The organism is Paraburkholderia sp. SIMBA_027, assembly GCF_046535315.1.
GTDB lineage: Bacteria > Pseudomonadota > Gammaproteobacteria > Burkholderiales > Burkholderiaceae > Paraburkholderia > Paraburkholderia tropica.
The window spans coordinates 591791-612918 of record NZ_JAWRWY010000001.1; the positions used below are offsets into that span (position 1 = coordinate 591791).

The 21128-nt window shown below is 66.4% G+C and carries 18 protein-coding genes; 9 read left to right on the forward strand and 9 right to left on the reverse strand.

Translation table 11 applies throughout. From position 1 onward, the window contains the following. Positions 1–112: 112 nt before the first annotated feature. The 7 genes from SB764_RS02490 to SB764_RS02520 all read left to right on the forward strand — a co-directional run bounded on the left by SB764_RS02490 (position 113) and on the right by SB764_RS02520 (position 8011). Positions 113–1639, forward strand: a complete 1527-nt coding sequence (locus SB764_RS02490; protein ID WP_124261526.1) for a sugar ABC transporter ATP-binding protein — start codon at positions 113–115, stop codon at positions 1637–1639. After that, positions 1636–2697: an ABC transporter permease gene (locus SB764_RS02495; protein ID WP_410862533.1), complete on the forward strand. Its 1062-nt coding sequence runs from the start codon at positions 1636–1638 to the stop codon at positions 2695–2697. Before SB764_RS02490 ends, SB764_RS02495 begins: the two co-directional genes overlap by 4 nt. A 55-nt stretch (positions 2698–2752) precedes the next feature. After that, positions 2753–3889, forward strand: a complete 1137-nt coding sequence (yjfF, locus tag SB764_RS02500; protein WP_065063804.1) for a galactofuranose ABC transporter, permease protein YjfF — start codon at positions 2753–2755, stop codon at positions 3887–3889. Between the two features lie 338 nt (positions 3890–4227). Continuing rightward, the gene (locus tag SB764_RS02505; protein WP_124261525.1) at positions 4228–5394 is read left to right on the forward strand and encodes a sugar ABC transporter substrate-binding protein; all 1167 of its coding nucleotides are present in this window, start codon (positions 4228–4230) and stop codon (positions 5392–5394) included. Beyond that, a complete protein-coding gene (locus SB764_RS02510) occupies positions 5394–6404 on the forward strand; it encodes an ABC transporter permease (protein ID WP_074983287.1) in 1011 nt (336 codons plus the stop codon). The genes SB764_RS02505 and SB764_RS02510 overlap by 1 nt, the downstream gene beginning before the upstream one ends. Continuing rightward, positions 6404–7225, forward strand: coding sequence for an ATP-binding cassette domain-containing protein (locus SB764_RS02515; RefSeq protein ID WP_260400276.1), 822 nt, complete (start codon positions 6404–6406; stop codon positions 7223–7225). Before SB764_RS02510 ends, SB764_RS02515 begins: the two co-directional genes overlap by 1 nt. A 60-nt stretch (positions 7226–7285) precedes the next feature. Further along, complete coding sequence (locus SB764_RS02520) at positions 7286–8011, forward strand: FadR/GntR family transcriptional regulator (RefSeq protein WP_074983290.1); 726 nt, start codon at positions 7286–7288, stop codon at positions 8009–8011. Between the two features lie 71 nt (positions 8012–8082). On the opposite strand, the gene araH is transcribed toward SB764_RS02520, so the two are convergent. The 8 genes from araH to SB764_RS02560 form a co-directional block, all read right to left on the reverse strand. Then, positions 8083–9093, reverse strand: coding sequence for an L-arabinose ABC transporter permease AraH (gene araH / locus SB764_RS02525; protein ID WP_321904165.1), 1011 nt, complete (start codon positions 9091–9093; stop codon positions 8083–8085). Positions 9094–9201: 108 nt separating this feature from the next. Then, complete coding sequence (gene araG, locus SB764_RS02530) at positions 9202–10761, reverse strand: L-arabinose ABC transporter ATP-binding protein AraG (RefSeq protein ID WP_321856053.1); 1560 nt, start codon at positions 10759–10761, stop codon at positions 9202–9204. A 44-nt stretch (positions 10762–10805) separates the two neighbouring features. After that, positions 10806–11810, reverse strand: coding sequence for an arabinose ABC transporter substrate-binding protein (locus SB764_RS02535; RefSeq protein WP_065064754.1), 1005 nt, complete (start codon positions 11808–11810; stop codon positions 10806–10808). Between the two features lie 68 nt (positions 11811–11878). Beyond that, positions 11879–12808, reverse strand: a complete 930-nt coding sequence (locus tag SB764_RS02540) for a Gfo/Idh/MocA family protein (protein WP_065064756.1) — start codon at positions 12806–12808, stop codon at positions 11879–11881. 45 nt (positions 12809–12853) lie between these two features. Continuing rightward, complete coding sequence (locus SB764_RS02545; protein ID WP_065064759.1) at positions 12854–13783, reverse strand: dihydrodipicolinate synthase family protein; 930 nt, start codon at positions 13781–13783, stop codon at positions 12854–12856. Between the two features lie 72 nt (positions 13784–13855). Next, the gene (locus tag SB764_RS02550; RefSeq protein WP_065064761.1) at positions 13856–15214 is read right to left on the reverse strand and encodes an MFS transporter; all 1359 of its coding nucleotides are present in this window, start codon (positions 15212–15214) and stop codon (positions 13856–13858) included. 56 nt (positions 15215–15270) lie between these two features. Then, on the reverse strand, positions 15271–16851 hold the full coding sequence (locus SB764_RS02555; protein WP_410862537.1) for an aldehyde dehydrogenase (NADP(+)): 1581 nt from the start codon (positions 16849–16851) through the stop codon (positions 15271–15273). 42 nt (positions 16852–16893) lie between these two features. Continuing rightward, complete coding sequence (locus SB764_RS02560) at positions 16894–18645, reverse strand: IlvD/Edd family dehydratase (RefSeq protein ID WP_410862539.1); 1752 nt, start codon at positions 18643–18645, stop codon at positions 16894–16896. 143 nt (positions 18646–18788) lie between these two features. On the opposite strand from SB764_RS02560, the gene SB764_RS02565 reads away from it, so the two are divergent. Together SB764_RS02565 and SB764_RS02570 are read left to right on the forward strand one after the other, a co-directional pair. Further along, entirely contained in the window at positions 18789–19772 is a 984-nt protein-coding gene (locus SB764_RS02565) for a LysR substrate-binding domain-containing protein (protein WP_321870181.1), read from the forward strand. Between the two features lie 71 nt (positions 19773–19843). Next, complete coding sequence (locus SB764_RS02570) at positions 19844–20695, forward strand: class I SAM-dependent methyltransferase (RefSeq protein WP_321902359.1); 852 nt, start codon at positions 19844–19846, stop codon at positions 20693–20695. Positions 20696–20732: 37 nt separating this feature from the next. On the opposite strand, the gene SB764_RS02575 is transcribed toward SB764_RS02570, so the two are convergent. Next, positions 20733–21092, reverse strand: a complete 360-nt coding sequence (locus SB764_RS02575) for a glyoxalase superfamily protein (RefSeq protein ID WP_074983301.1) — start codon at positions 21090–21092, stop codon at positions 20733–20735. Between the last annotated feature and the right edge of the window lie 36 nt (positions 21093–21128).

Below are 21128 nucleotides of genomic sequence, written 5' to 3' on the forward strand. Positions count from 1 at the left end.
CCCGGATTTTTTCGGCGCTCGCTGAACACGCAATGCCGCTCGCCGCCCGATTTCAGCATCCGCAGAATTTGATTAGCACTTCTGATCATTCCGGATCATTCCGTTCCTGCCCATGAGCGCCCCGCCCCTACTCGAAACCCTCGGTTTGTCGCGAACTTTCCCCGGCGTGCGTGCGCTCGACCGGGTCGATTTTCGTTTGTTCCCCGGCGAGATTCACACGCTAATGGGCCAGAACGGCGCGGGCAAATCTACGCTGATCAACGTGCTCACCGGCGTGCACGAACCCGAGGCCGGCGAGATCCGTCTCGCGGGCCAGGCCGTGCGTTTCGCCACGCCGCAGGAGGCCGAGGCGGCGGGCATCCAGACGCTCTATCAGGAAGTCAATCTCTGCCCGAATCTCTCGGTCGCCGAGAATATTTTCGCGGGCCGCCAGCCGCGCAAACGCGGCCTGATCGACTGGAAGTCGATCCACCGTCGCGCCGCCGAGGCGCTCGCCGAACTCAATCTCTCGCTCGACGTCACGCAGTCGCTCGACACCTATCCGATCGCGATGCAGCAAATGGTGGCGATCGCGCGCGCGGTGTCGGTGGACGCGCGCATTCTGATTCTCGACGAACCGACGTCGAGCCTCGACGAAGGCGAAGTCGCGCGCCTGTTCGACGTGCTGCGCAAGCTCAAGGCGTCGGGCATCGCGATTCTGTTCGTCACGCATTTTCTGGAGCAGACCTACGCGATCTCCGACCGAATCACGGTGATGCGCAACGGCGAGCGCGAGGGCGAATATCTCGCAGCCGATCTGCCCGTGCAGACGCTCGTCGCGAAGATGGTGGGCCTGAAGGACGCGGGCGAGCGGCTCGTGCATCCCGAACCGCCGCGCGCCGAGACGCAAAACGAAGCCGCGCAGGCGCAAGCGCCCTATCTCGCCGCGCAGGGCGTGGCGCGACGCGGCGTGCTCAATCCGCTCGATCTCGAAGTGCAGCCGGGGCAGATTCTGGGCCTCGCGGGCCTGCTCGGTTCGGGGCGCACGGAAACGGCGCGTCTGCTGTTTGGCGCCGACCGCGCCGATGCGGGCGACGTGCGTATCGACGGCAAGACCGTCAAGCTGTCTTCGCCGCGCGACGCGGTGCGCCACGGCATGGCCTATTGCCCCGAGGACCGCAAGAAGGAAGGCATCGTCGCCGATCTGTCGATTCGCGAAAACATCGTGCTCGCACTACAGGCGCAGCGCGGCTGGTGGCGCATGATCAGCCGCGCGCGTCAGCGCGAACTCGCCAACGACTACATCGAACAACTGGGCATCAAGGCGCGCGACGCCGAACAGCCCATCGGCCTGCTGTCGGGCGGCAATCAGCAGAAGGTGCTGCTCGCGCGCTGGCTCGCGACCAACCCGCGCCTGCTGATTCTCGACGAACCCACGCGCGGCATCGACGTGGCCGCGAAATTCGAAATCATGGACCGCGTGCGCGCGCTCTGCGCGAAAGGGCTGGGCATCCTGTTCATTTCGTCGGAGATCAGCGAAGTGGTGCGCGTGAGCGACCGCATCGCCGTGCTGCGCGACCGCCGCAAGGTGGCGGAACTCGCGGGCGCGAAGCGCTCGGAACACGAGGTCTACGACCTCATCGCCGGAGATCGCCGATGACCCTGCCGCCCATCGATCCGCCCAAACGCGGTGCGCTGCCCGCGTGGCTCTCGCTGCTGCTCAAGCATCCGCTCGTGTGGCCCGCGCTCACATTGATCGCGCTGTTCGCCGTGGACGTGATCCACCGCGCGAATTTTCTCTCCATCACGCTGCTCGGCGGCCATCTGTTCGGCGCGCCCATCGACATTCTGATGCGCGCCGCGCCGCTCGTGGTGGTCTCGCTCGGCATGACGCTCGTGATCGCCACGCGCGGCATCGACATTTCGGTCGGCGCCGTGGTCGCCATCGCGGGCGCGGCGGCCGCCACAGTGCTGGCCGCCGACCCCTCGCGCGTGGGCGTGGCGTTCGGCGCGGCGCTGCTCGTGGGCCTCGCCGCGGGCATGTGGAACGGCCTGCTGGTCGCCTTCGTGGGCATGCAGCCGATCATCGCCACGCTGATCCTGATGGTGGCCGGACGCGGCGTCGCGCAGCTGCTCACGGGCGGCCAGATCATACCCATCGGCGCGAAGGGCTATCTGTACGCGGGCGGCGGCTATTTCGCGCTCGTGCCCTGCGCCGTGTGGATCGCCATCGCCGTGACGCTGCTGACCGTGCTGATCGTCAACCGCACCGCGCTCGGCCTCTTCATCCGCTCGATCGGCGTGAATCCGGTCGCCGCGCGGCTCGCGGGTCTGTCCTCGCAAGCGGTGGTGTTCGGCGCATATGCGTTCTGCGGCTTGACGGCGTCCATCTCCGGCATCCTGATCAGCTCGAACGTGCGCAGCGCCGACGGCAACAACGCGGGCCTGCTGCTCGAACTCGACGCGATCCTCGCCGTGACGCTCGGCGGCACCTCGCTCGCGGGCGGGCGTTTCAGCCTCGCGGGCACGGTGCTCGGCGCGCTGATCATCCAGACGCTCACCTACACCACCTATTCGATCGGCGTGCCGCCCGAGGCGACGCTCGTCGTCAAGGCGATAGTCGTGCTCTGCGTCTGCGTGATCCAGTCGCCGGCCGCGCGCGGTTTCGCGGCGCTGCAACTCAAGCGTCTCGCCGTGAGCCGCCGGGCGCGCGCCTGACCGGCCTCCACATGAAATACCGCATCAAACAAGGACTATTTCGGGGATGTCAAGCATGAACCGCCCTCCGCAAGCCACTGATTCGAACCCGCTCGCCGCGCTCCGGCGCGGCGTCGCGCGCGTCGTCGATCCGCGCGTGCTGCCCATCGTCGTGACCGTGGTGCTGTTCGCCGCGCTGTTCGGTTTCGGCTCGGTGATGTACACCGGCTTTTTCTCGCTGCAAGTGCTGTTCGGCCTGCTCGTCGATAACGCCTTCCTGCTGATCGTCGCCATCGGCATGACGTTCGTGATCATCTCGGGCGGCATCGATCTGTCGGTGGGCGCGGTCGTCGCGCTCACGACCATTCTGTGCGCCGTCGGCACCGAGAAACTGCACTGGCCCGTCTACGTGGTCGTGCCGCTCGTGCTGCTGTGCGGCGCGCTCTACGGCGCGGCGATGGGCGCGCTGATTCACTTCTTTCGTTTGCAACCGTTCATCATCACGCTCGCGGGCATGTTCCTCGCGCGCGGCGCATGCTTCCTGATCACGACCGAATCCATCCAGATCAACGACCCCGGCTTTCACGCGCTCTCCGAATTCAACATTGCGGTCGGCAGCGGCTCGCTCACAACCGGTTCGCTCACGGCGCTGGCGATGCTGGCCGCGGCCATCGTGATCGCGCATTTCACGCGCTTCGGCCGCAACGTCTACGCGATCGGCGGCAACGAGCGCTCGGCGCTGCTGATGGGTCTGCCGGTCGCGCGCACCAAGATCGGCGTGTATGCGCTCTCCGGTTTCTGCTCGGCGCTCGGCGGCGTGGTGTTCACGCTCTATGTGCTCTCGGGTTACGGCTTGCAGGCGCAAGGGATGGAACTCGACGCCATCGCCGCGACGGTGATCGGCGGCACGCTGCTCACAGGCGGCGTGGGCTACGTGATCGGCTCCGTGTTCGGCGTGGGCATTCTCGGCACGATCCAGACGCTGATCACCTTCGACGGCACGCTCAGTTCGTGGTGGACGCGCATCGTGATCGGCGCCCTGCTCTGCGCGTTCTGTCTGATGCAGCGCGCCACCGAACGCCACGCGGCGCGGCGCAAATCGACCGGCGGCGGACGCAGCGCGCCGCGCACGCGCAACGCACGCACGCAACCGGCCGCGCCGCTCGATCAGGCGAAGCTGGCCGCCGCGCCGCCGCCGCCGCATCGCGCTTGAAACACACTGGCTTGAACGTCGTGTTGTCCCAGCATGTGATCGCCCCGGCGCGCTGCAAGCCAATAGTCGGACTAGTTAGGGGTATACATGGATTAGGAGGCGCATCAGCGCTGCACTAAGATTTTTTGCGGTACCGCACGGCGCACGACGCATGTTGCCGAACATGCCTGAACGCGACACGCGCCGCTGTCCTGCTCACGATCCTTTCGGTGCTTTCGCCGCGCTTGCGCCGTGAAAGCCGACCGTCTGCGAGTTCCCGGTGCCGTCCAGCATCTGCACGCACGCGATCGACGCACAGTCGACCACATCGACCACGAAGAAGAGAGCCGGAGGAAGACATGGCGCAGCAACGGGATGACGAGCACAGCGGCAAACAAGGCAACAACGACAACGCAGACAATGCAAACAACAGCGCAAACAACAGCGCGCCAGGCGGCGTGTTCAGCAGCGCGCGGCGCGGCCTCATGCAAGGCGCGGGACTGGGCGCGGCGCTCTCGCTGCTCGGCGCAGCAGGCGGCGCGGGCGGACTGATTTCGTCGGCGCAAGCGGCGGAAGCGGCGTTTCCCTCGCACAAGAAATGGAAGATCGTGTTCGTGAATCACGTCACGACGAATCCGTTCTTCGTGCCCACGCAGTACGGTATTCAGGATGCCTGCTCATTGCTCGGCATGGATTATCAGTGGACCGGCTCGGCCACCTCCGACGCGGGCGAAATGGTGCGCGCCGTGAACTCGGCGATCGCCGCGAAGGCCGACGCCATCGCCGTGCCGATCGTCGATCCGAGCGCCTTCGACAAGCCCATTCAGGCGGCGCTCGATGCGGGCATTCCGGTGTTCGCCTATAACGCCGACGCACCGCGCGGCAAGACCAATCCGCGTCTCGCTTATATCGGCCAGGATCTGTATCTGTCGGGGTATCAGATGGGCGAGCGCATCGTCAGTCTGATCGACAGCGGCATGGTCGCGCTGTTCATCGCCACGCCGGGTCAGCTCAACATCCAGCCGCGTCTGGACGGCGCGAGCGACGCCATCAAGAAGTCCGGCAAGAAGATCGACATTCAGACCGTCGCCACCGGCGCGACCGTCAACGAAGAACTCTCGAAGATCAAGTCGTTCTATCTGGGCCACCAGGATCTGAAAGGCATGTTCGCCGTCGATGCGGGCAGCACGCAGGGCGTCGCGCAGGTGATGAAGGAATCGAATCTGCCTTCGAAGGGCGTGCACGGCGGCGGCTTCGATCTGCTGCCCACCACGATCCAGCTCATTCACGAAGGCTTCCTCGATTTCACCATCGACCAGCAGCCCTACGTGCAAGGCTTCTACACCGTGATGGAGGCGTTCGTGTTCCTCGCCTCGGGCGGCCTCGTCGGGCCGGCCAACATCAACACGGGTCTGAAGTTCGTGACGAAGGCGACCGTCGAGCCGTACCTGAACACCTCGACGCGTTATGAAGGCAAGACCACCAAGCCGCAAATCGTGCCGATGAGCGGCGCGATCAAGTCGTGATGGATACGGTGAACGAACCTCGCAAGCTGGATACCGCCCGCGCGCCGAAACGCGCGGGGGTTTCGTTCGCATCGCACTGGGCGCCCGAGCTGCGCATCCTGCTCGTGGCCGTGCTGCTGGCCGCCTGGTTCGAATTCGCGAACCACGACTTCCTGTTCACCAACGCGAGCCTCGTCAACCTCTCGCAGTTCATCGCGCCGGTGGCGATCATCGCGTTCGGCGAAATCATGCTGATGATCGGCGGCGACATCGATCTCTCGGCGGGTATGGTGTTCGCGTTCGCGCCGTTCATGATGGTGTTCGCGAACGACGCGGGTGCGCCCATGTGGCTCGCCGTGATCGCCGGGCTCGTGGCCGCCGCCGTGATCGGCTTCGTGAACGGCGCGGTGACGGTGTGGCTGCGCCTGCCCTCTTTCGTCACCACGCTCGGCACGCTGTTCCTCATTAACGGCATCACGCTGACCGTGTCGCGCGGCACGCCCGCCGCCACGCCGGGGTCGCCCGGGTTCGCGAACTTCATGGGCGCGTGGGGCTACAGCGAAATCCTCTGGACGATCGCGCTCGCCTTCGTCATGCACGTGCTGTTGCGGCACACGCGCTGGGGTCTGCATACGCAGGCGGCGGGCGCGAATCCGATCGGCGCGAGCGAGGCCGGCATCCGCGTGAACCGGCTGCGGCTCGGCAACTTCGTGCTGGCCGCCGTGCTCGCGGGCTTCACGGGCATCCTCGAAGGCTTTCGCATCACCTCGATCGATCCGCAGGCGGGCGGCAACCAGATCATGTTCCTCGCCGTGGCGGCGGCCGTGATCGGCGGCACGCCGCTCACGGGCGGCTCGGGCACGATCGTGGGCGGCCTGATCGGCGCGGCGGTGCTCGGCATTCTGAACGACGGCTTCACGCTCATCGGCATCAACGCGTTCACGTTCAACATCATCCTCGGCGCCGCGATTCTGGCCGCGATGATCTTCAATATCCACGTGGGCCGCATTCGCCGCCGGGGAGCACGCTGATGGACGAATCGCAGGCATTCAAGGGCAGCGCGGACGTGGCCACGGATGTGGCCAACGCGCCGCTCGCGCTGCGCGGCGACAAGCTCGTGAAGCGCTTCGGCGCGGTGACCGCGCTCGACGGCGTGTCGCTCACGCTCGGCAAGGGCGAAATTCTCGGCGTGCTCGGCGACAACGGCGCGGGCAAATCCACGCTCGTGAAAATCCTCACGGGCTTTCATCAGCAGACCGGCGGCACGCTCTCTATCGACGGCCGGGAAACGCTGCTGCGTTCCGTCGATCACGCGCGCTCGCTCGGCATCGAATGCGTTTATCAGGATCTCGCGCTCGCGAATTCGCTGAGCATCTATCACAACATGTTCCTGAATCGCGAGCTGGTGCGGCGCGGTCCGTTCAAGCTGCTCGATCACAAGCAGATGCGCGAGCGCGCGGCGCAATGTCTCGACGATATCGGCGTGCACGTGCCGTCGGTGGATCTGCCGGTGGAACGGCTCTCGGGCGGTCAGCGCCAGGCGATCGCGGTGGCGCGCGCCGTGCACTCGAATGCGAAAATCCTGCTGCTCGACGAACCGCTCGCCGCGATGGGCGCGCGCGAGGCGGGGCTCATCATCGACCTGATCCTTCGTCTGAAGGAAAAAGGCGGGCTATCCATTATCATGATCATGCACAACTATGCGCAGACCCTCGATATCGCGGATCGCGTGATGTTGATGCAGCGTGGCCGTGTAACTTATGAACAAAAGAGCGCGCTCACTTCGGTGGCGGAGCTCATGGACATCGTGCGGCGGGAATATCGGGCCATGCGCGCTACCAGCGCGCCGTAGGCTCTCACAACAGGGGGACGCCTGATCGGAACCCCTCGCCGGGCTTCCGGCAGGACGAATATGGATTACCGCAATCTAGAGAAACGCAAGAGCCAGCACGGGCGCATCGTGCAGGAACTCGGCATGCAGATCGTCGGCGGCACGCTGCTGCCGGGCCAGCGTCTGCCCGCCGAACCCAGCCTGTGCGAAACCTACGGCGTGAGCCGCCCGGTGCTGCGCGAAGCCACGCGCGTGCTCGTGGCCAAGGGTCTCGTGGTGTCGAAGCCGCGCGTGGGCAGCATCGTGCGTCCGCGCGACGAATGGCACATGCTCGATCCCGACGTGCTGTTCTGGACCGTCAACAGCATTCCCGAGGGCGAGTTCTTCCGCGCGCTGCTCACGGTGCGGCAGATCATCGAACCGGCGGCCGCCGCGCTCGCCGCCATCTCCGCGACCGACGAGGAACGCGTGCGCATCGCCAAGGCCTACGCGCGCATGGAGCAGGCCAAAACGGCCACCGATCTGCTCGAACCCGACCTCGAATTCCATCGCGCGATCATGGCCGCGACGCACAACGACATGCTCGCCTACATCGGCAACATGCTGTCGCTCGCACTGACCGAGTCGATCAAGTTCACGAGCCGGCATCCGAACACGCACGCGTTGTCGCTGCCGCGTCACAAGGCGATTCTCACGGCGATCGAGCATCGCGACGCGCTGGCCGCGCGCCAGGCGAGCGTGGTGCAGCTCGACAACGCGCGGCAGGACGCCAATTCCATACTCGGCGGCGCGGCGCTCGAAACCTGAGCGAGCTGAACGACCTGAGCAAGCTGCGCTGCTCAGGTTCGCGTTCATGCGTGCGCCGCCGTGCGTCATGTTCAGACTGCCCGCTTGCTGCGGCGGAACTGGTCGAACAGCACGGCGAGCAGCAGAATGCCGCCGCGAATCAGGTACTGATAGAACGTGGGGACGTTCATGAGGCTCATGGCGTCCTGCACCGCGCCCATGATCAGCACGCCCACCAGCACGCCCGAGATGGTCGCCACGCCGCCCGTGAGCGACACCCCGCCGAGCACGCACGCCGAGATCACGCCCAGTTCGAGGCCGACTGAAGTCTTCGGATCGCCGAGGCTCATGCGCGAGGCCAGCATCACGCCCGCGAAGCCCGTCACGAGACCTTGCAGCACGAACACCGTGATCTTGATGCGCGTGACCGGCAAGCCCGCAAGACGCGCCGCCTCGCCGTTGCCGCCCACCGCGAGCACATTCTTGCCGAACACGGTTTTCTTCAGCAGAAAGCCGAACACCACGAAGCCGATGATGTTGCTCCAGATCGGAAACGAGATGCCGAGGAAGGAGCCGCCGCCGAGGTCGAAGAAGCGCTCTTCCGAGATCATCACGGCGTCGCCGTTCGAGGTCAGGAAGGCGAGACCGCGCACGGCTTCCATCATCGCGAGCGTGGCGATCAGCGAATTGATCTTGAAGCGCGCGATCAGCACGCCGTTGACGAGACCCACGGCGCCGCCCGCGAGCACGCCCGCGACGATGCCGAGGATCACGCTATGCGACTGCGTGATGACGGTGGACGCGACCACGCCCGAGAACGCCACGATGGACGCGACCGAGAGGTCGACCTCGCCCAGCGCGAGCACGAACATCATGGTGACGGCGATCGAGCCGATCAGCGTCACGGAGAGCAAAAGGCCCTGAATATTGCGGGTCGTGAGGAAATCCGGCACCGTCGCGGAAAGCACCGCGAACAGCACCACGAACACCACGACGATGCCCGACTTGTTGATCATGTCCCACGCGCGCGCACGCGACGGCGTGATCGGCGCGGCGGTTTCGTTGACGGTAGGCGTGCCCTGTGGCTGCATGGCTTCACTCATCTCTGGTTCATCGTTACGGATCGGACGCGCGCTTCGCCGCGTGTTGCGTAAGCCGGCGTGCGTCCGGAAAACAACGTCAATCAAGGGGTTAATGCGTGTTTGCGCGGTTTAGCGCGGCAACGCCAGCTTGATCAGTTCGTCCGGCGAGGCGTCGGCCTTCATGACGCTGCCCGCGATGCGCCCCTCGCGCATCACGATGATGCGATCGGCCACGCCAATCACTTCGGCCAGGTCGCTCGACACCATGATCACGCTGCGTCCCGCTTCCGCGAGTTCGTACAGCAGGTTGTAGATCTCGGCGCGCGCGCCCACGTCGATGCCGCGCGTGGGTTCGTCCATCAGGAACACTTCGATGCGCTCGGCGAGCCAGCGCGACAGAATCACCTTCTGCTGATTGCCGCCCGAGAGCGTGCCGATCGCGGTGTCGCCATTGCGCGTCTTGATCGCGAGCTTCTTGATGTAGTCGTCGGTCAGCGCGCGTTCGCGCTTCGCGTCGAGCAGGAAGCGCGCGGGGCTGAAATGGCGGCGCGCGCTGATGTTCAGGTTGTCGGCCACCGAGGCGATCGCCACGATGCCTTCCTGCTTGCGGTCCTCGGGACACAGCGCCACGCCCGCCCGCACCGCGTCGCGCGGACTGGCGAAATTCACGCGCTTTCCGTCGAGTTCGACGTGGCCCGCGCTCGGACGCTCGGCGCCGTAGAGCAGCTTCATCAGTTCGGAACGTCCCGCGCCCACGAGCCCGAAGAAGCCGACGATCTCGCCGCGCCGCGCCTGGAACGACACGGGTTCGGCGAGCCCCGGACCCATCAGCCCTTTCGCCTCGATCAGCACCGGACCGGCCTTGCGCGCGCGATAGCCGTAGACGTCCTCGATCGAGCGCCCCACCATCGCCGCGATCAGCCGATTGCGGTCGAGGTCGGCGACCGAATCGAAAGTCTCGATGCGCTTGCCGTCGCGGAACACCGTCACGCGGTCGCACAGCTCGTAGACTTCGTCCATGCGGTGCGTGACGTAGATGATCGCGCGGCCGTCCGCGCGCAGCGCGTTGATGATGCGAAAGAGGTTTTCGGTTTCGCGCGCCGAGAGCGAACTCGTCGGCTCGTCGAAGGCGATCACGCGCGCATCGCGCATCAGCGCCTTGCCGATCTCGATCATCTGGCGCTGGCCGATCGAGAGATTTTTCACCGGCGTGCGCGGATCGATGCGCTCGCCGAGCCGCTGAAGTTCCGCCATCGCGCGCTTGACGAGCGTCTGCTCGTCGAGCACGCCAAAGCGGTTGGGCAACTGCCCGAGCATCAGGTTGTCGGCCACGGTCAGCTCGGGCACGAGATGCAATTCCTGATAGATGATCGCGATGCCCGCGTCGAGCGCGGCGCGCGTGGTCGTGAAGCGCTGCTCCGCGCCGTTCAGGCTCAACGTGCCCGCCTGCGGCTGGTTCACCCCCGAGAGCACCTTGAGCAGCGTGGACTTGCCCGCGCCGTTCTCGCCCATCAGGCCGTGCACCTCGCCCGCGCGCACGTCGAGCGCCACGCGGTCGAGCGCCTTCACGCCCGGAAAGCTCACGGTGATGCCGTCGAGCTCCAGATACGCGCGCTTCCCCTGTTGATTCCCCGCCTGGCGCGTACCGGCCGCGTTCGCGGCATCTGCCTGTGTCATGGTTTCAGTCATTGCATCTCTGCCCTTGCCGTCGCCTCCGTATCGCTACGGATGCCTTAAATACCCAGTTCGCTGCGCACAGCCGTCCAGTTGTCGCGCGTCATCAGCTTGCCGGTGGTCTGCGTATCGGCGGGCGGCTGCTTGCCGGTGCGGATCCATTCGACGAGGTTCTGCGCGCTGTCCTTGCCGTGGTTCGTCGAGCTGACGGCGATCGTGCCGTAGAAGCCCGTAGGTGCCTTCTTCTGGAACTCGGCGAACGCTTCGCCCGCGCCGTTGATGCCCACGCCGATCACATCCGACGCCGGCAGATGCAGTTGCTCGGTCGCACGCACGGCGCCCAGCACGCTTTCTTCGTTGAGCGCGAAAATCACCCACTTCTTGATGTTCGGATGTTGCGCGAGCACGGGCGACGCCGCGTTGAAGCCGCCTTCGTCGTCGGTGGTCTTTTGCGGCGCGTCGAAGATGTTTTCCTTCTTGAAGCCGCCCGCGATCAGCGAAGCCGTCGCGCCGTCGGTGCGCAGCTTGGCGGTCGGCAGTTCGTAATCGGTGATGCGCAGCGCGCCCACTTCTTCCGGCTTCCAGCCGCGCTTCTTCATTTCGTCGGCGATCGCCGTGCCGACCTGATTGCCGATCTTGAACGCCGACATGCCGAGGTGCGGCACGTTGCCGAGCGGCTTGCCCGACGAGTCGACGAGCTGATCGTCCACCGTCACGAACTTCATGTTGTAGCGCTTCGCGCGCGCCTGAATCGCCGGTCCGAGACGCACGTCGGGCGCGCAGATCACGAAGCCCTGCGCGCCTTGCGCGCCGAGGTTGTCGATCGCGGCCAGCACCTTCTCGCCGTCCGGCGTGCCGATGTTGACGACCGAGAAGTTCTCCTTCTGGCCGAGCGCCGTGGCGGCCTTCTGCTCGTTGATGAACCACGCCTGTTCGGGCATCTTCACGAGAAAGCCGATCTTGGTGGGCGAGTCGGCGTGCGCCGCCATGTTCATGCCGAGCGGCGCGACGCACAGGGCCGCGAGCACGGCGCGAAGGGTGAAGCGGCGGATGTTGCTGGTCATGCTGATGTCTCCTCTGATAGCGCTGTTGCGTGTGGTGAAGCGGTTTATAGGGCGATTGCGACGATGTCTCAGTGGCCGAAGGCCTCGACTTCGATATGGCGGCCGAGCAGGAACGCATCGGCCACGAGGCGCAGCGGGCGCACGTCCACGTCGTCGGTGCCGTGCGCGATCAACCAGTGAAAACGTTCATAGAGCGCCGAATATTCCCGTTCGGCGCCCAGCTCGACCGGCTCGCCCGCAATCGCGAGACGCTTGCCGCCTTCGGAGATCGAGAGCAGGCCCTCGGTGGTCTCCACGTCGATTTCCCATTGCTCGACCGGACCGTGACGCCAGTCGAATTCGGCGCGCACCGGCACGCCGTCGGTGTCGATGCAATCGAGTTCGGCCGCGATCGGCGTCGAGCAGTCGGACGGCACGTGCAGCGACGCGCTGCGCAGCAGCACCTCGCGCGGCAGGATGCGCGTGACGATCGAGAGCGCGTTGATGCCCGGGTCGAACACGCCGAGGCCGCCCGGTTCCCAGATCCATTGCTGACCCGGATGCCAGCGGCGCACGTCTTCCTTCCAGCGCACATGCACGGCGCGGATCGTGCGCTCCGCGAGCCACGCGCGCGCCGGTTCGACCGCGCTCGCGCAGCGCGAATGCCACGTCGCGAACAGCGTGCGCTTGTGCTGCTTCGCGAGTTCGCGCAGCGCTTCCACTTCGCTCACGCTCGCGCCCGGCGGCTTTTCGAGCATCACGTGCTTGCCCGCTTCGAGCGCGGCGCGCGCCTGTTCGTAGCGCACCTGCGGCGGCGCGCACAGCGACACGGCGTCGAGGTCGCGCTCGGCAGCCAGCAGCGCGCCGATATCGGCGTAATTGCGCACGCCGTCCACCTGCGCGTTGCGGCTCGCGGCGGCCACGAGTTCGAAGCCCGCGTTACCCGCGATGGCGGGCAGATGCTGATCGCGCGCGATCTTGCCCACGCCGACGATGCCCAGCTTGTACGACGCATTCATACCGATCTCCCAACCTTGTTTTATTTCGGATCACGAACCGATTATTTACTTGCCCCAGCGCAGCACCAGCGGATCGAGGCGACGCGCGATATCGACGAGTTCCTTGCGCGTCTCCGGATGCATCGCGGGCAGCGGATGGCGCGGCAGTTCGCAGTCGATCACGCCGCCTTCCTGCATCAGCGCCTTGCAGGCGAGCAACCCCGCCTGACGGTTCTCGTGATTGATGAGCGGCAGCCACTTCTGATAGAGCGTGAAGGCGTCGTCGAGGCGGCCTTCGCGGTGCGCCACGATAATCGGGCGAATGCCGTCCGGGAAACCGCCGCCCGTCATCGCGCCGGTCGCGCCCGCGTGCAGATCGGCCAGCAGCGTGATGCCTTCCTCGCCGTCCCACGGACCTTCGACCGCGTCGCCGCCGAGGCGGATCACTTCGCGCAGCTTGTTCGCCGCGCCCGGCGTTTCGATCTTGAAGTACGAGACCTGCTCGATCTCGCGCGCCATGCGCGCAAGGAACGGCGCGGACAGCACCGTGCCGCTCGCGGGCGCGTCCTGAATCATGATCGGAATGTCGATGGCGTCCGAGACGCGCGCGTAGAACTCGTAGATCTGCTGCTCGGGCACGCGGAAGGTCGCCCCGTGATACGGCGGCATCACCATCACCATCGCCGCGCCGAGTTCCTGCGCGCGCTTGCTGCGCGCCGCGCACGCGATCGTGCCGTAATGCGTGGTCGTCACGATCACGGGCACGCGGCCGGCGACGTGTTCGAGCACGGTGCGCGTGATCAGCTCGCGCTCGTCGTCGGTGACCGAGAACTGCTCGGAGAAGTTCGCGAGAATGCACAGGCCGTCCGAACCCGCGTCGATCATGAAGTCGACGGCGCGCTTCTGGCTCGCCAGATCCAGTTCGCCGGTGGCGGTGAAGGTGGTCGGCACGACGGGGAAAATGCCCGTGTAACGGGGCGTACGGCTCGTAGTCATGATGTCTGTCCTGCTTTGAAAATGTCGGCGTGCCGCGCGGGCACGCCGGCTGTGTACGTTATCGGGCCACGCTTACGACTCGCGCGCGAGCGCACCCGATGCCGGCGGCTGCGGACGCAGCGCGGCGCGCACCGCGAAGGTCATGAGCACCGCGAACAGCAGCGTCGCCGCGAGAAAATACAGACCGGCGGCGAGACTGCCCGTCGCGTCCTTGATGATGCCGATGCCATACGGGCCGAGATAGCCGCCGAGATTCGCGAGCGAGTTGATCATCGCGATCCCCACGGCCGCGCTCGCGCCGGTCAGAAACTCGCCGGGCAGCGCCCACACCACGGCCTGGATCGAGTAGATCGAGAACGCGGTCAGGCAGATGAAAAAGAGTTGCAGCGCGGGCGTGCGGAACCAGGCGCTCGCGGCCATCGTCAGCGCGGCGAACGCCGAGACCACGACGATGTGGCCGTAACGCTCGCGGCGCTTGTCCGAATGACGCGGCACGATCAGCAGCCCCGCGACCGCGAACAGATACGGCACCGCCGAAAGCAGCCCCGCCGTCGAATCCGTCACGCCGAACGCCTTGATGATGGTCGGCAGCCACAGCGACAAACCGTAGATGCTCAGCGGAAACGGCAGAAACAACAGCGCGAGCAGCAGCACGCGCCGGTCCTTGAGCGCCGCGAACGGATTGCGATGCGGATCGAGCGCGTAGCTGCGGCGATCGGCGGCCAGCGCGCGTTCGATCCACGCGCGTTCGTGGTCGTCGAGCCAGCGCGCGTGCGCGGGCGATTCGGGCAGCAGGCGCAGCGTCGGAATGCACAGCAGCACGGCGGGCAGGCCGCTCACGACGAACAGCGTCTGCCAGTTCGACAGACCGAAAAAGCCATGCGTTTCCAGCAGCGCGCCCGCGAGCGGACCGGTGACGATGCCCGCGATCGGCTGCGCGAGCACCAGCAGGCCGATCACGCGCGCGCGATGGCGCATCGGGAACCAGTGCGTGAGGAAATACAGAATGCCGGGATAGAGTCCGGCTTCGGCGGCGCCCAGCAGAAAACGCAGCGCGTAGAAACTCTTCGGACCGCTGACGAAGGCCATCGCCATCGTAATCGCGCCCCACGTGAAGAGAATGCGCGCGAACCACACGCGCGCGCCGAAGCGCGAGAGCGCGAGATTGCTCGGCACTTCGCAGAGGAAGTAGCCGACGAAAAACAGACCCGCGCCCATGCCGTACGCGGCATCGCTCAGGCCAATCGCCGCGTTCATGTGCAGCTTGGCGAAACCCACCACGGTGCGGTCGACGTAAGCGACCACGTAGATGAGCGCGAGAAAGGGCACGAGACGGCGCGCGATATGGCCGACGATGTGCTTCTCTTCCTCGCTCGAGCCACTCGCGTGCGCCCCGGTGTTGCTGGCATTCAGCGCCTGCGAATTCGTCATCCTGTCTCCTTGATTCTTTTTGCGGCGGTGCGCTTCGTGTGACCTTCGGTTGCCGCTCAGGCGACCTCGGGCCTGCCTGCGAAACGCCGCTTCACGTGCAGCGGATTCGCGTCGCGCAACGCGTCGGGCAACCAGCCGTCGGCGAGATTCTGGTAGCAGACCGGGCGCAGGAAACGCTCGATCGCCGCCGTGCCCACCGAGGTGCTGCGGCCATCCGAGGTGGACGGGAACGGGCCGCCGTGGACCATCGCATCGCACACTTCGACGCCGGTCGGGAAACCGTTCGCCAGCAGACGGCCCGCCTTGCGCTCGACGAGCGGCAGGAGCGCGCGCACGAGATCGCCGTCGGCGGCGTCCGCGTGCAGCGTGATCGTCAACTGGCCTTCGATATGGCGCAGCACGGCGCGCAGTTCGGCTTCGTCCGCGCATTCGACCAGCACGCTGCTCGGGCCGAACACTTCCTCGCCGAGCGAGGCGTCCGCCAGCAGATCGCTCGCGCTCACGCGCAGCAGCGCCGCCTGCGCGCGGCCGGGCGCCGCCGCGCCGCGTGCGAGCGTCGTGACCTTCGGATGCTCGACCAGGCGGCCGATGCCGTGCTCGTAGGCGCGCAGGATGCCCGGCGTGAGCATCACGCCCGCCGCCGCCGCGCTGAATTCGCGCGCGGCGTTCGTGGCGAAGGCTTCGAAGTCCGCGCCCGCGAGGCCGAGCATCAGGCCCGGGTTGGTGCAGAACTGGCCGCAGCCGAGCGTCGTCGATGCCGCGTAGTCGCGCGCCAGCGTTTCGCCGCGCGCGGCGAGCGCGCCCGGCAGCAGCAGGTTCGGATTCACGCTGCTCATTTCGGCGTAGACAGGAATCGGCTCGCTGCGCGCGGCCGCCAGCTTCACGAGCGCGAGACCGCCCGCGCGCGAGCCGGTGAAACCGACCGCACGAATCGCCGGATGCTGCACGAGCGCGCTGCCGACTTCGTGGCCCGCGTCGAACAGCAAAGAGAACACGCCTTCGGGCAGACCCGCCGCCGCAACCGCCTGCTGAATGGCGCGGCCGACGAGTTCCGAGGTGCCCGGATGCGCCGGATGCGCCTTCACGACCACGGGACAGCCCGCGGCCAGCGCCGACGCGGTATCGCCGCCCGCCACCGAGAACGCCAGCGGGAAATTGCTCGCGCCGAACACCGCGACCGGGCCCACGCCGATGCGCCAGAAGCGCAGGTCGGTGCGCGGCGGCTGGCGTTCGGGCAGCGCGGGTTCGATGCGCACGTCGAGCGCGTCGCCGCTGCGCACGAGCGTGGCGAACATGCGCAGTTGATTCGCGGTGCGCGCGCGTTCGCCTTCGAGGCGCGCGCGCGGCAGGCCGCTTTCGGCCATCGCGCGTTCGATCAGCGGCTCGCCGAGCGCTTCGATGCGCGCCGCGCAATCGTCGAGGAATTGCGCGCGTTGTTCGGCGGGCAGCGTGCGGTAGGCGTCGAACGCGTCGTCCGCGAGTTCGCAGGCCCGTTCGACATCGCCTTGCCGCGCGCCGTGGAAAACCGGTTGCGCGATGGGCGTGTTGCTCGCGGCGTCGATCGCCTGGAACGCCGCGCCTTCGCCGCGTTTCGCTTGCGCGCCGATCAGCAGCTCGCCGGTGAGAGTCGTCGTCATGATGGCAGTCCTTGCCTATGCGTCAGTGCGCGTCAGTGCGCGTCAGTGCGAGTGGCGCGGCACGGCCGAGCCGCGCTTGCCCACGAGGAAGTCGAGGTCGCAGCCTTCGTCGGCTTGCAGAACGTGATCGACATAGAGGCGCGCGTAGCCGCCCTTGCCCAGCTGCTCGGCGACGCCCGGCGCCGCCGCCGGATCGATGTCGCTCAGGCGGCGTTGCAGTTCCTCGTCGCTGATGTCCAGATGCAGGCGGCCGTTCTCGCAGTCGAGTTCGATCCAGTCGCCGTTGCGCACCGCCGCGAGCGGGCCGCCCGCCGCCGCTTCCGGCGCGACGTGCAGCACCACCGTGCCGTAAGCCGTGCCGCTCATGCGCGCGTCCGAGATGCGCACCATGTCCTTCACGCCCTGGCGCAGCAGCTTGGGCGGCAGGCCCATGTTGCCGACCTCGGCCATGCCCGGATAACCGCGCGGGCCGCAATTCTTCATGACGAGGATCGAGTCCTTGTCGACGTCGAGCGATTCGTCGGCGATGGTCGCCTTGTAGTGATCGAAATTCTCGAACACCACGGCGCGGCCGCGATGCTTGAGCAGCTCGGGCGTGGCCGCCGACGGCTTGAGCACCGCGCCGCGCGGCGCGAGATTGCCGCGCAGGATGCAGATGCCGCCGTCCGCGATCAGCGGATTGTCGATCTGGCGGATCACTTCGTCGTTGTAGTTCGGCGCTTCGCGCACGTTGTCCCAGATCGACTTGCCGTTCACGGTGAGCGCGTCCGGATGCGGCAGCAGGTTCGCTTCGCCCAGACGGCGCAGCACCGCCGGCAGACCGCCCGCGTAATAGAACTCCTCCATCAGGAAGCGGCCCGACGGTTGCAGATCGACGATGGTCGGCGTGTCGCGGCCAACGCGCTGCCAGTCTTCGAGTTCGAGCGGCACGCCGATGCGGCCCGCGATCGCCTTCAGATGGATCACCGCGTTGGTCGAGCCGCCGATCGCCGCATTGGTGCGGATCGCGTTCTCGAACGCCTCGCGCGTGAGCACCTTCGAGAGCTTCAGGTCTTCGAGCGCCATCTGCACGATGCGAATGCCCGACATGTGCGCGAGCACGTAGCGGCGCGCGTCCACGGCCGGAATCGCGGCGTTGTGCGGCAGCGAGACGCCCAGCGACTCGGCCATGCAGGCCATCGTCGAGGCCGTGCCCATGGTGTTGCAGGTGCCCGCCGAGCGCGACATGCCCGCTTCGGCCGAGAGGAAATGATGCAGGTCGATCTCGCCCGCCTTGAGCGATTCGTGCAGACGCCACACGGCCGTGCCCGAACCGATGTCCTTGCCTTCGAGCTTGCCGTTGAGCATCGGGCCGCCCGTCACGACGATGGCGGGCACGTCCACGCTCGCCGCGCCCATCAGCAGCGCGGGCGTGGTCTTGTCGCAGCCGCACAGCAGCACGACGGCGTCGATCGGATTGCCGCGGATCGCTTCCTCGACGTCCATCGAGGCGAGATTGCGCGTGAGCATCGCCGAGGGACGCAGGTTCGATTCGCCGTTCGAGAACACCGGGAACTCGACCGGGAAACCGCCCGCCTCGTAGATGCCGCGCTTGACGTGTTCCGCGAGCTTGCGGAAGTGCGCGTTGCAGGGCGTGAGTTCCGACCAGGTATTGCAGATGCCGATGACCGGGCGACCATCGAATTCATGATCGGGAATACCCTGGTTTTTCATCCAGCTCCGATACATGAAGCCGTTTTTATCCGTGGTGCCGAACCACTCTTGGGAGCGAAGTTTGGGTTTCGTTGCCGACATTCTCAGGTTCTGTGAGGGCCAAATGTTCGAGATAGTCTAAGGAGATCTCTGATAACCTTCTAATGAAATATTTGCCTTTTCCGATATCGTTTTCGGCATTGGTATAAACACTTAAAACTATTTGGGAAACGAGGCGAAACACCATGCTGGAGACAAGCCCCTGGTACGTGCGCACGCGCCTGAAAACCCGTCAGTTGCTGCTGGTGGTGGCGCTCGCGGAGGAAGGCAATATTCATCGCGCGGCGGCGGCGCTGAACATGACGCAGCCGGCGGCCTCGAAGCTGCTGCGCGAGCTGGAGGACATGCTCGGCGCGCTGCTGTTCGAGCGCATGCCGCGCGGCATGAAGCCGACGCTTTACGGCGACGCGCTGATCCGCCACGCGCGCGCCGTGCTCGGCAGTCTCGATCAGGCGCAGGCGGAACTCACGGCGCTCAAGGCCGGTCGGCTCGGCCACGTGGCGGTCGGCGCGATCACCTCGCCGGGCGTGAGCGTGCTGCCCGCGGCGGTGGCCGCCGTCAAGCGCACGCACGCGAACATGCGCATCTCGGTGGAGATCGACGCGAGCAACGTGCTGCTCGAACATCTCGCGCAGGACCGGCTCGACATCGTGCTCGGGCGTCTCTCCGCCGAGCACGACAAGCTCGCGCTGCGCTACGAGCCGCTCACGGGCGAGCCGGTCTGCGCGGTCGTGCGGCCGGGGCATCCGCTGCTCGAAACGAACGCCAACGCGCCGGGCGCGCCGCTCACGTCACTGACGCTCGCGGACGTCGCGCGCGCCACCTGGGTCGTGCCGCCGCTCGCGAGCGTGCTGCGCCATCGCTTCGAACTGATGTTCCAGCGCGCGAGCCTCGCGCCGCCCTCGAACGTGGTGGAAACGCCCGCGCTGCTGTTCATCACGCGCGTGCTGGAGCAGAGCGACATGATCGCCGTGCTCACCGAGGACGTCGCGCGCTACTACGCGGTGCACGGCATGGTCGCGATCCTGCCGCTGCCGATGGATTGCCAGATGGACGATTTCGGCATCATCACGCGCGCCGACAAACTGCTCTCGCCCGCAGCCGGTGTCATGATCGAGGCGTTGCGCGCGGTGAGCGCGGAGATCTACGGGCCGCGCGGCGCGGCGTAATGCACGCGTCGCGCGACGCTGCGACAGTCTCGCTACACTGACACAGCCAGCAGGACCATGAAGGAGACGCCATGCCTCACACCGCCGCCCCCGACAGCACCGCCGTGCGCGTCGCACTCTGGCGCGCGCTGCACGTGCAGGTCGACGCCGCGCCGCACGTGCTCGAAGACGAACTCGGCATGCAACTGGCCGCGCCCGACGTCCACTGGCGCAAGCGGGGCGACATGGATCCCGAGGGCACGCGCGGCTATCGCGCGTCGATCGTCGGACGCGCGCGTTTCATCGAGGATCTCGTGACCGCTCAGGCCAGCGCGGGCGTGACGCAGTACGTGATTCTCGGCGCGGGGCTCGACACCTTCGCGCAGCGTCGGCCCGAGATCGCGTCATGGCTGCATATGTACGAAGTCGATCAACCGGGCACGCAGGCGTGGAAGCGCGCGCGGCTTATCGAACTCGGCTTTCGCGAGCAGGACTGGCTACGTTTCGTGCCGGTGGATTTCGAGGCGGGCGAATCGTGGTGGACACAGCTCGTGCAAGCGGGCTTCGATGCGCGGCAGCCCGCCGTGATCGCCTCGACGGGCGTCTCGATGTATCTCACGCGCGAGGCCAATCTCGCCACGCTGCGCCAGATCGCGCAACTCGCGCCGGGCTCCACGCTGGCGATGACCTTCACGCTGCCGCTCGATCTCATCGACGAACCCGAGCGCTCGCAGCACGCGGCCGTCTACGAGCGGGCGCGCGCGGCGGGCACGCCGTTCGTCAGCTTCTTTCGCCCCGACGAGATGCTCGCGCTCGCGCGCGAAGCCGGTTTCTCCGAAGTGAGCCACGTGGGCACCGCCGATCTGATCGAACAGTATTTCGCGAAACGCAGCGACGGTTTGAAACCGGCCAAGGGCGAGTCGTTTCTGGTGGCGAAGGTTTAAGCGCGATGATCGGGATGATTACGGCAATCGCGCGCATTCAGCTCAACTCGCAGAACCGCAGAATATTGCCGAACGGATCGTGAATCTGCATCTGGCGGCCCCACGGCAGCGTCTCCACGCCGGGCCGCGCATAGGCGTAAGGCTTCGCGGCCAGCTCGCGATGGAACGCCTCGATGTCCTCCACGGGCAGAAACAGCACCGTGCCCGGCGTGCCGTCGCCGTGATGCTCGCTCAGATGCAGCACGAGCGCGTCGCGATGCAGTTGCACGTAGAGCGGCAAATCCGCTTCGAAGCGATGTTCCCAGTCGGGCTTGAAGCCCAGATAGTCGCAATAGAACGCGTAGGCTTTCTCGATCGAAAACATGCGCAGGATGGGAATGGGGGCGAGGAGTTTCATCGCTTGTTTTATCGCGGTTGGCGGCGGTTGGTAGCG

What these genes read in the sequence shown, in the direction of transcription:
- SB764_RS02490 (WP_124261526.1), top strand. Translation starts at nt 113, where the DNA reads ATGAGCGCCCCGCCCCTACTCGAAACCCTCGGTTTGTCGCGAACTTTC.
- SB764_RS02495 (WP_410862533.1), top strand. Translation starts at nt 1,636, where the DNA reads ATGACCCTGCCGCCCATCGATCCGCCCAAACGCGGTGCGCTGCCCGCG.
- yjfF (WP_065063804.1), top strand. Translation starts at nt 2,753, where the DNA reads ATGAACCGCCCTCCGCAAGCCACTGATTCGAACCCGCTCGCCGCGCTC.
- SB764_RS02505 (WP_124261525.1), top strand. Translation starts at nt 4,228, where the DNA reads ATGGCGCAGCAACGGGATGACGAGCACAGCGGCAAACAAGGCAACAAC.
- SB764_RS02510 (WP_074983287.1), top strand. Translation starts at nt 5,394, where the DNA reads ATGGATACGGTGAACGAACCTCGCAAGCTGGATACCGCCCGCGCGCCG.
- SB764_RS02515 (WP_260400276.1), top strand. Translation starts at nt 6,404, where the DNA reads ATGGACGAATCGCAGGCATTCAAGGGCAGCGCGGACGTGGCCACGGAT.
- SB764_RS02520 (WP_074983290.1), top strand. Translation starts at nt 7,286, where the DNA reads ATGGATTACCGCAATCTAGAGAAACGCAAGAGCCAGCACGGGCGCATC.
- araH (WP_321904165.1), bottom strand. Translation starts at nt 9,093, where the DNA reads ATGAGTGAAGCCATGCAGCCACAGGGCACGCCTACCGTCAACGAAACC.
- araG (WP_321856053.1), bottom strand. Translation starts at nt 10,761, where the DNA reads ATGACTGAAACCATGACACAGGCAGATGCCGCGAACGCGGCCGGTACG.
- SB764_RS02535 (WP_065064754.1), bottom strand. Translation starts at nt 11,810, where the DNA reads ATGACCAGCAACATCCGCCGCTTCACCCTTCGCGCCGTGCTCGCGGCC.
- SB764_RS02540 (WP_065064756.1), bottom strand. Translation starts at nt 12,808, where the DNA reads ATGAATGCGTCGTACAAGCTGGGCATCGTCGGCGTGGGCAAGATCGCG.
- SB764_RS02545 (WP_065064759.1), bottom strand. Translation starts at nt 13,783, where the DNA reads ATGACTACGAGCCGTACGCCCCGTTACACGGGCATTTTCCCCGTCGTG.
- SB764_RS02550 (WP_065064761.1), bottom strand. Translation starts at nt 15,214, where the DNA reads ATGACGAATTCGCAGGCGCTGAATGCCAGCAACACCGGGGCGCACGCG.
- SB764_RS02555 (WP_410862537.1), bottom strand. Translation starts at nt 16,851, where the DNA reads ATGACGACGACTCTCACCGGCGAGCTGCTGATCGGCGCGCAAGCGAAA.
- SB764_RS02560 (WP_410862539.1), bottom strand. Translation starts at nt 18,645, where the DNA reads ATGTCGGCAACGAAACCCAAACTTCGCTCCCAAGAGTGGTTCGGCACC.
- SB764_RS02565 (WP_321870181.1), top strand. Translation starts at nt 18,789, where the DNA reads ATGCTGGAGACAAGCCCCTGGTACGTGCGCACGCGCCTGAAAACCCGT.
- SB764_RS02570 (WP_321902359.1), top strand. Translation starts at nt 19,844, where the DNA reads ATGCCTCACACCGCCGCCCCCGACAGCACCGCCGTGCGCGTCGCACTC.
- SB764_RS02575 (WP_074983301.1), bottom strand. Translation starts at nt 21,092, where the DNA reads ATGAAACTCCTCGCCCCCATTCCCATCCTGCGCATGTTTTCGATCGAG.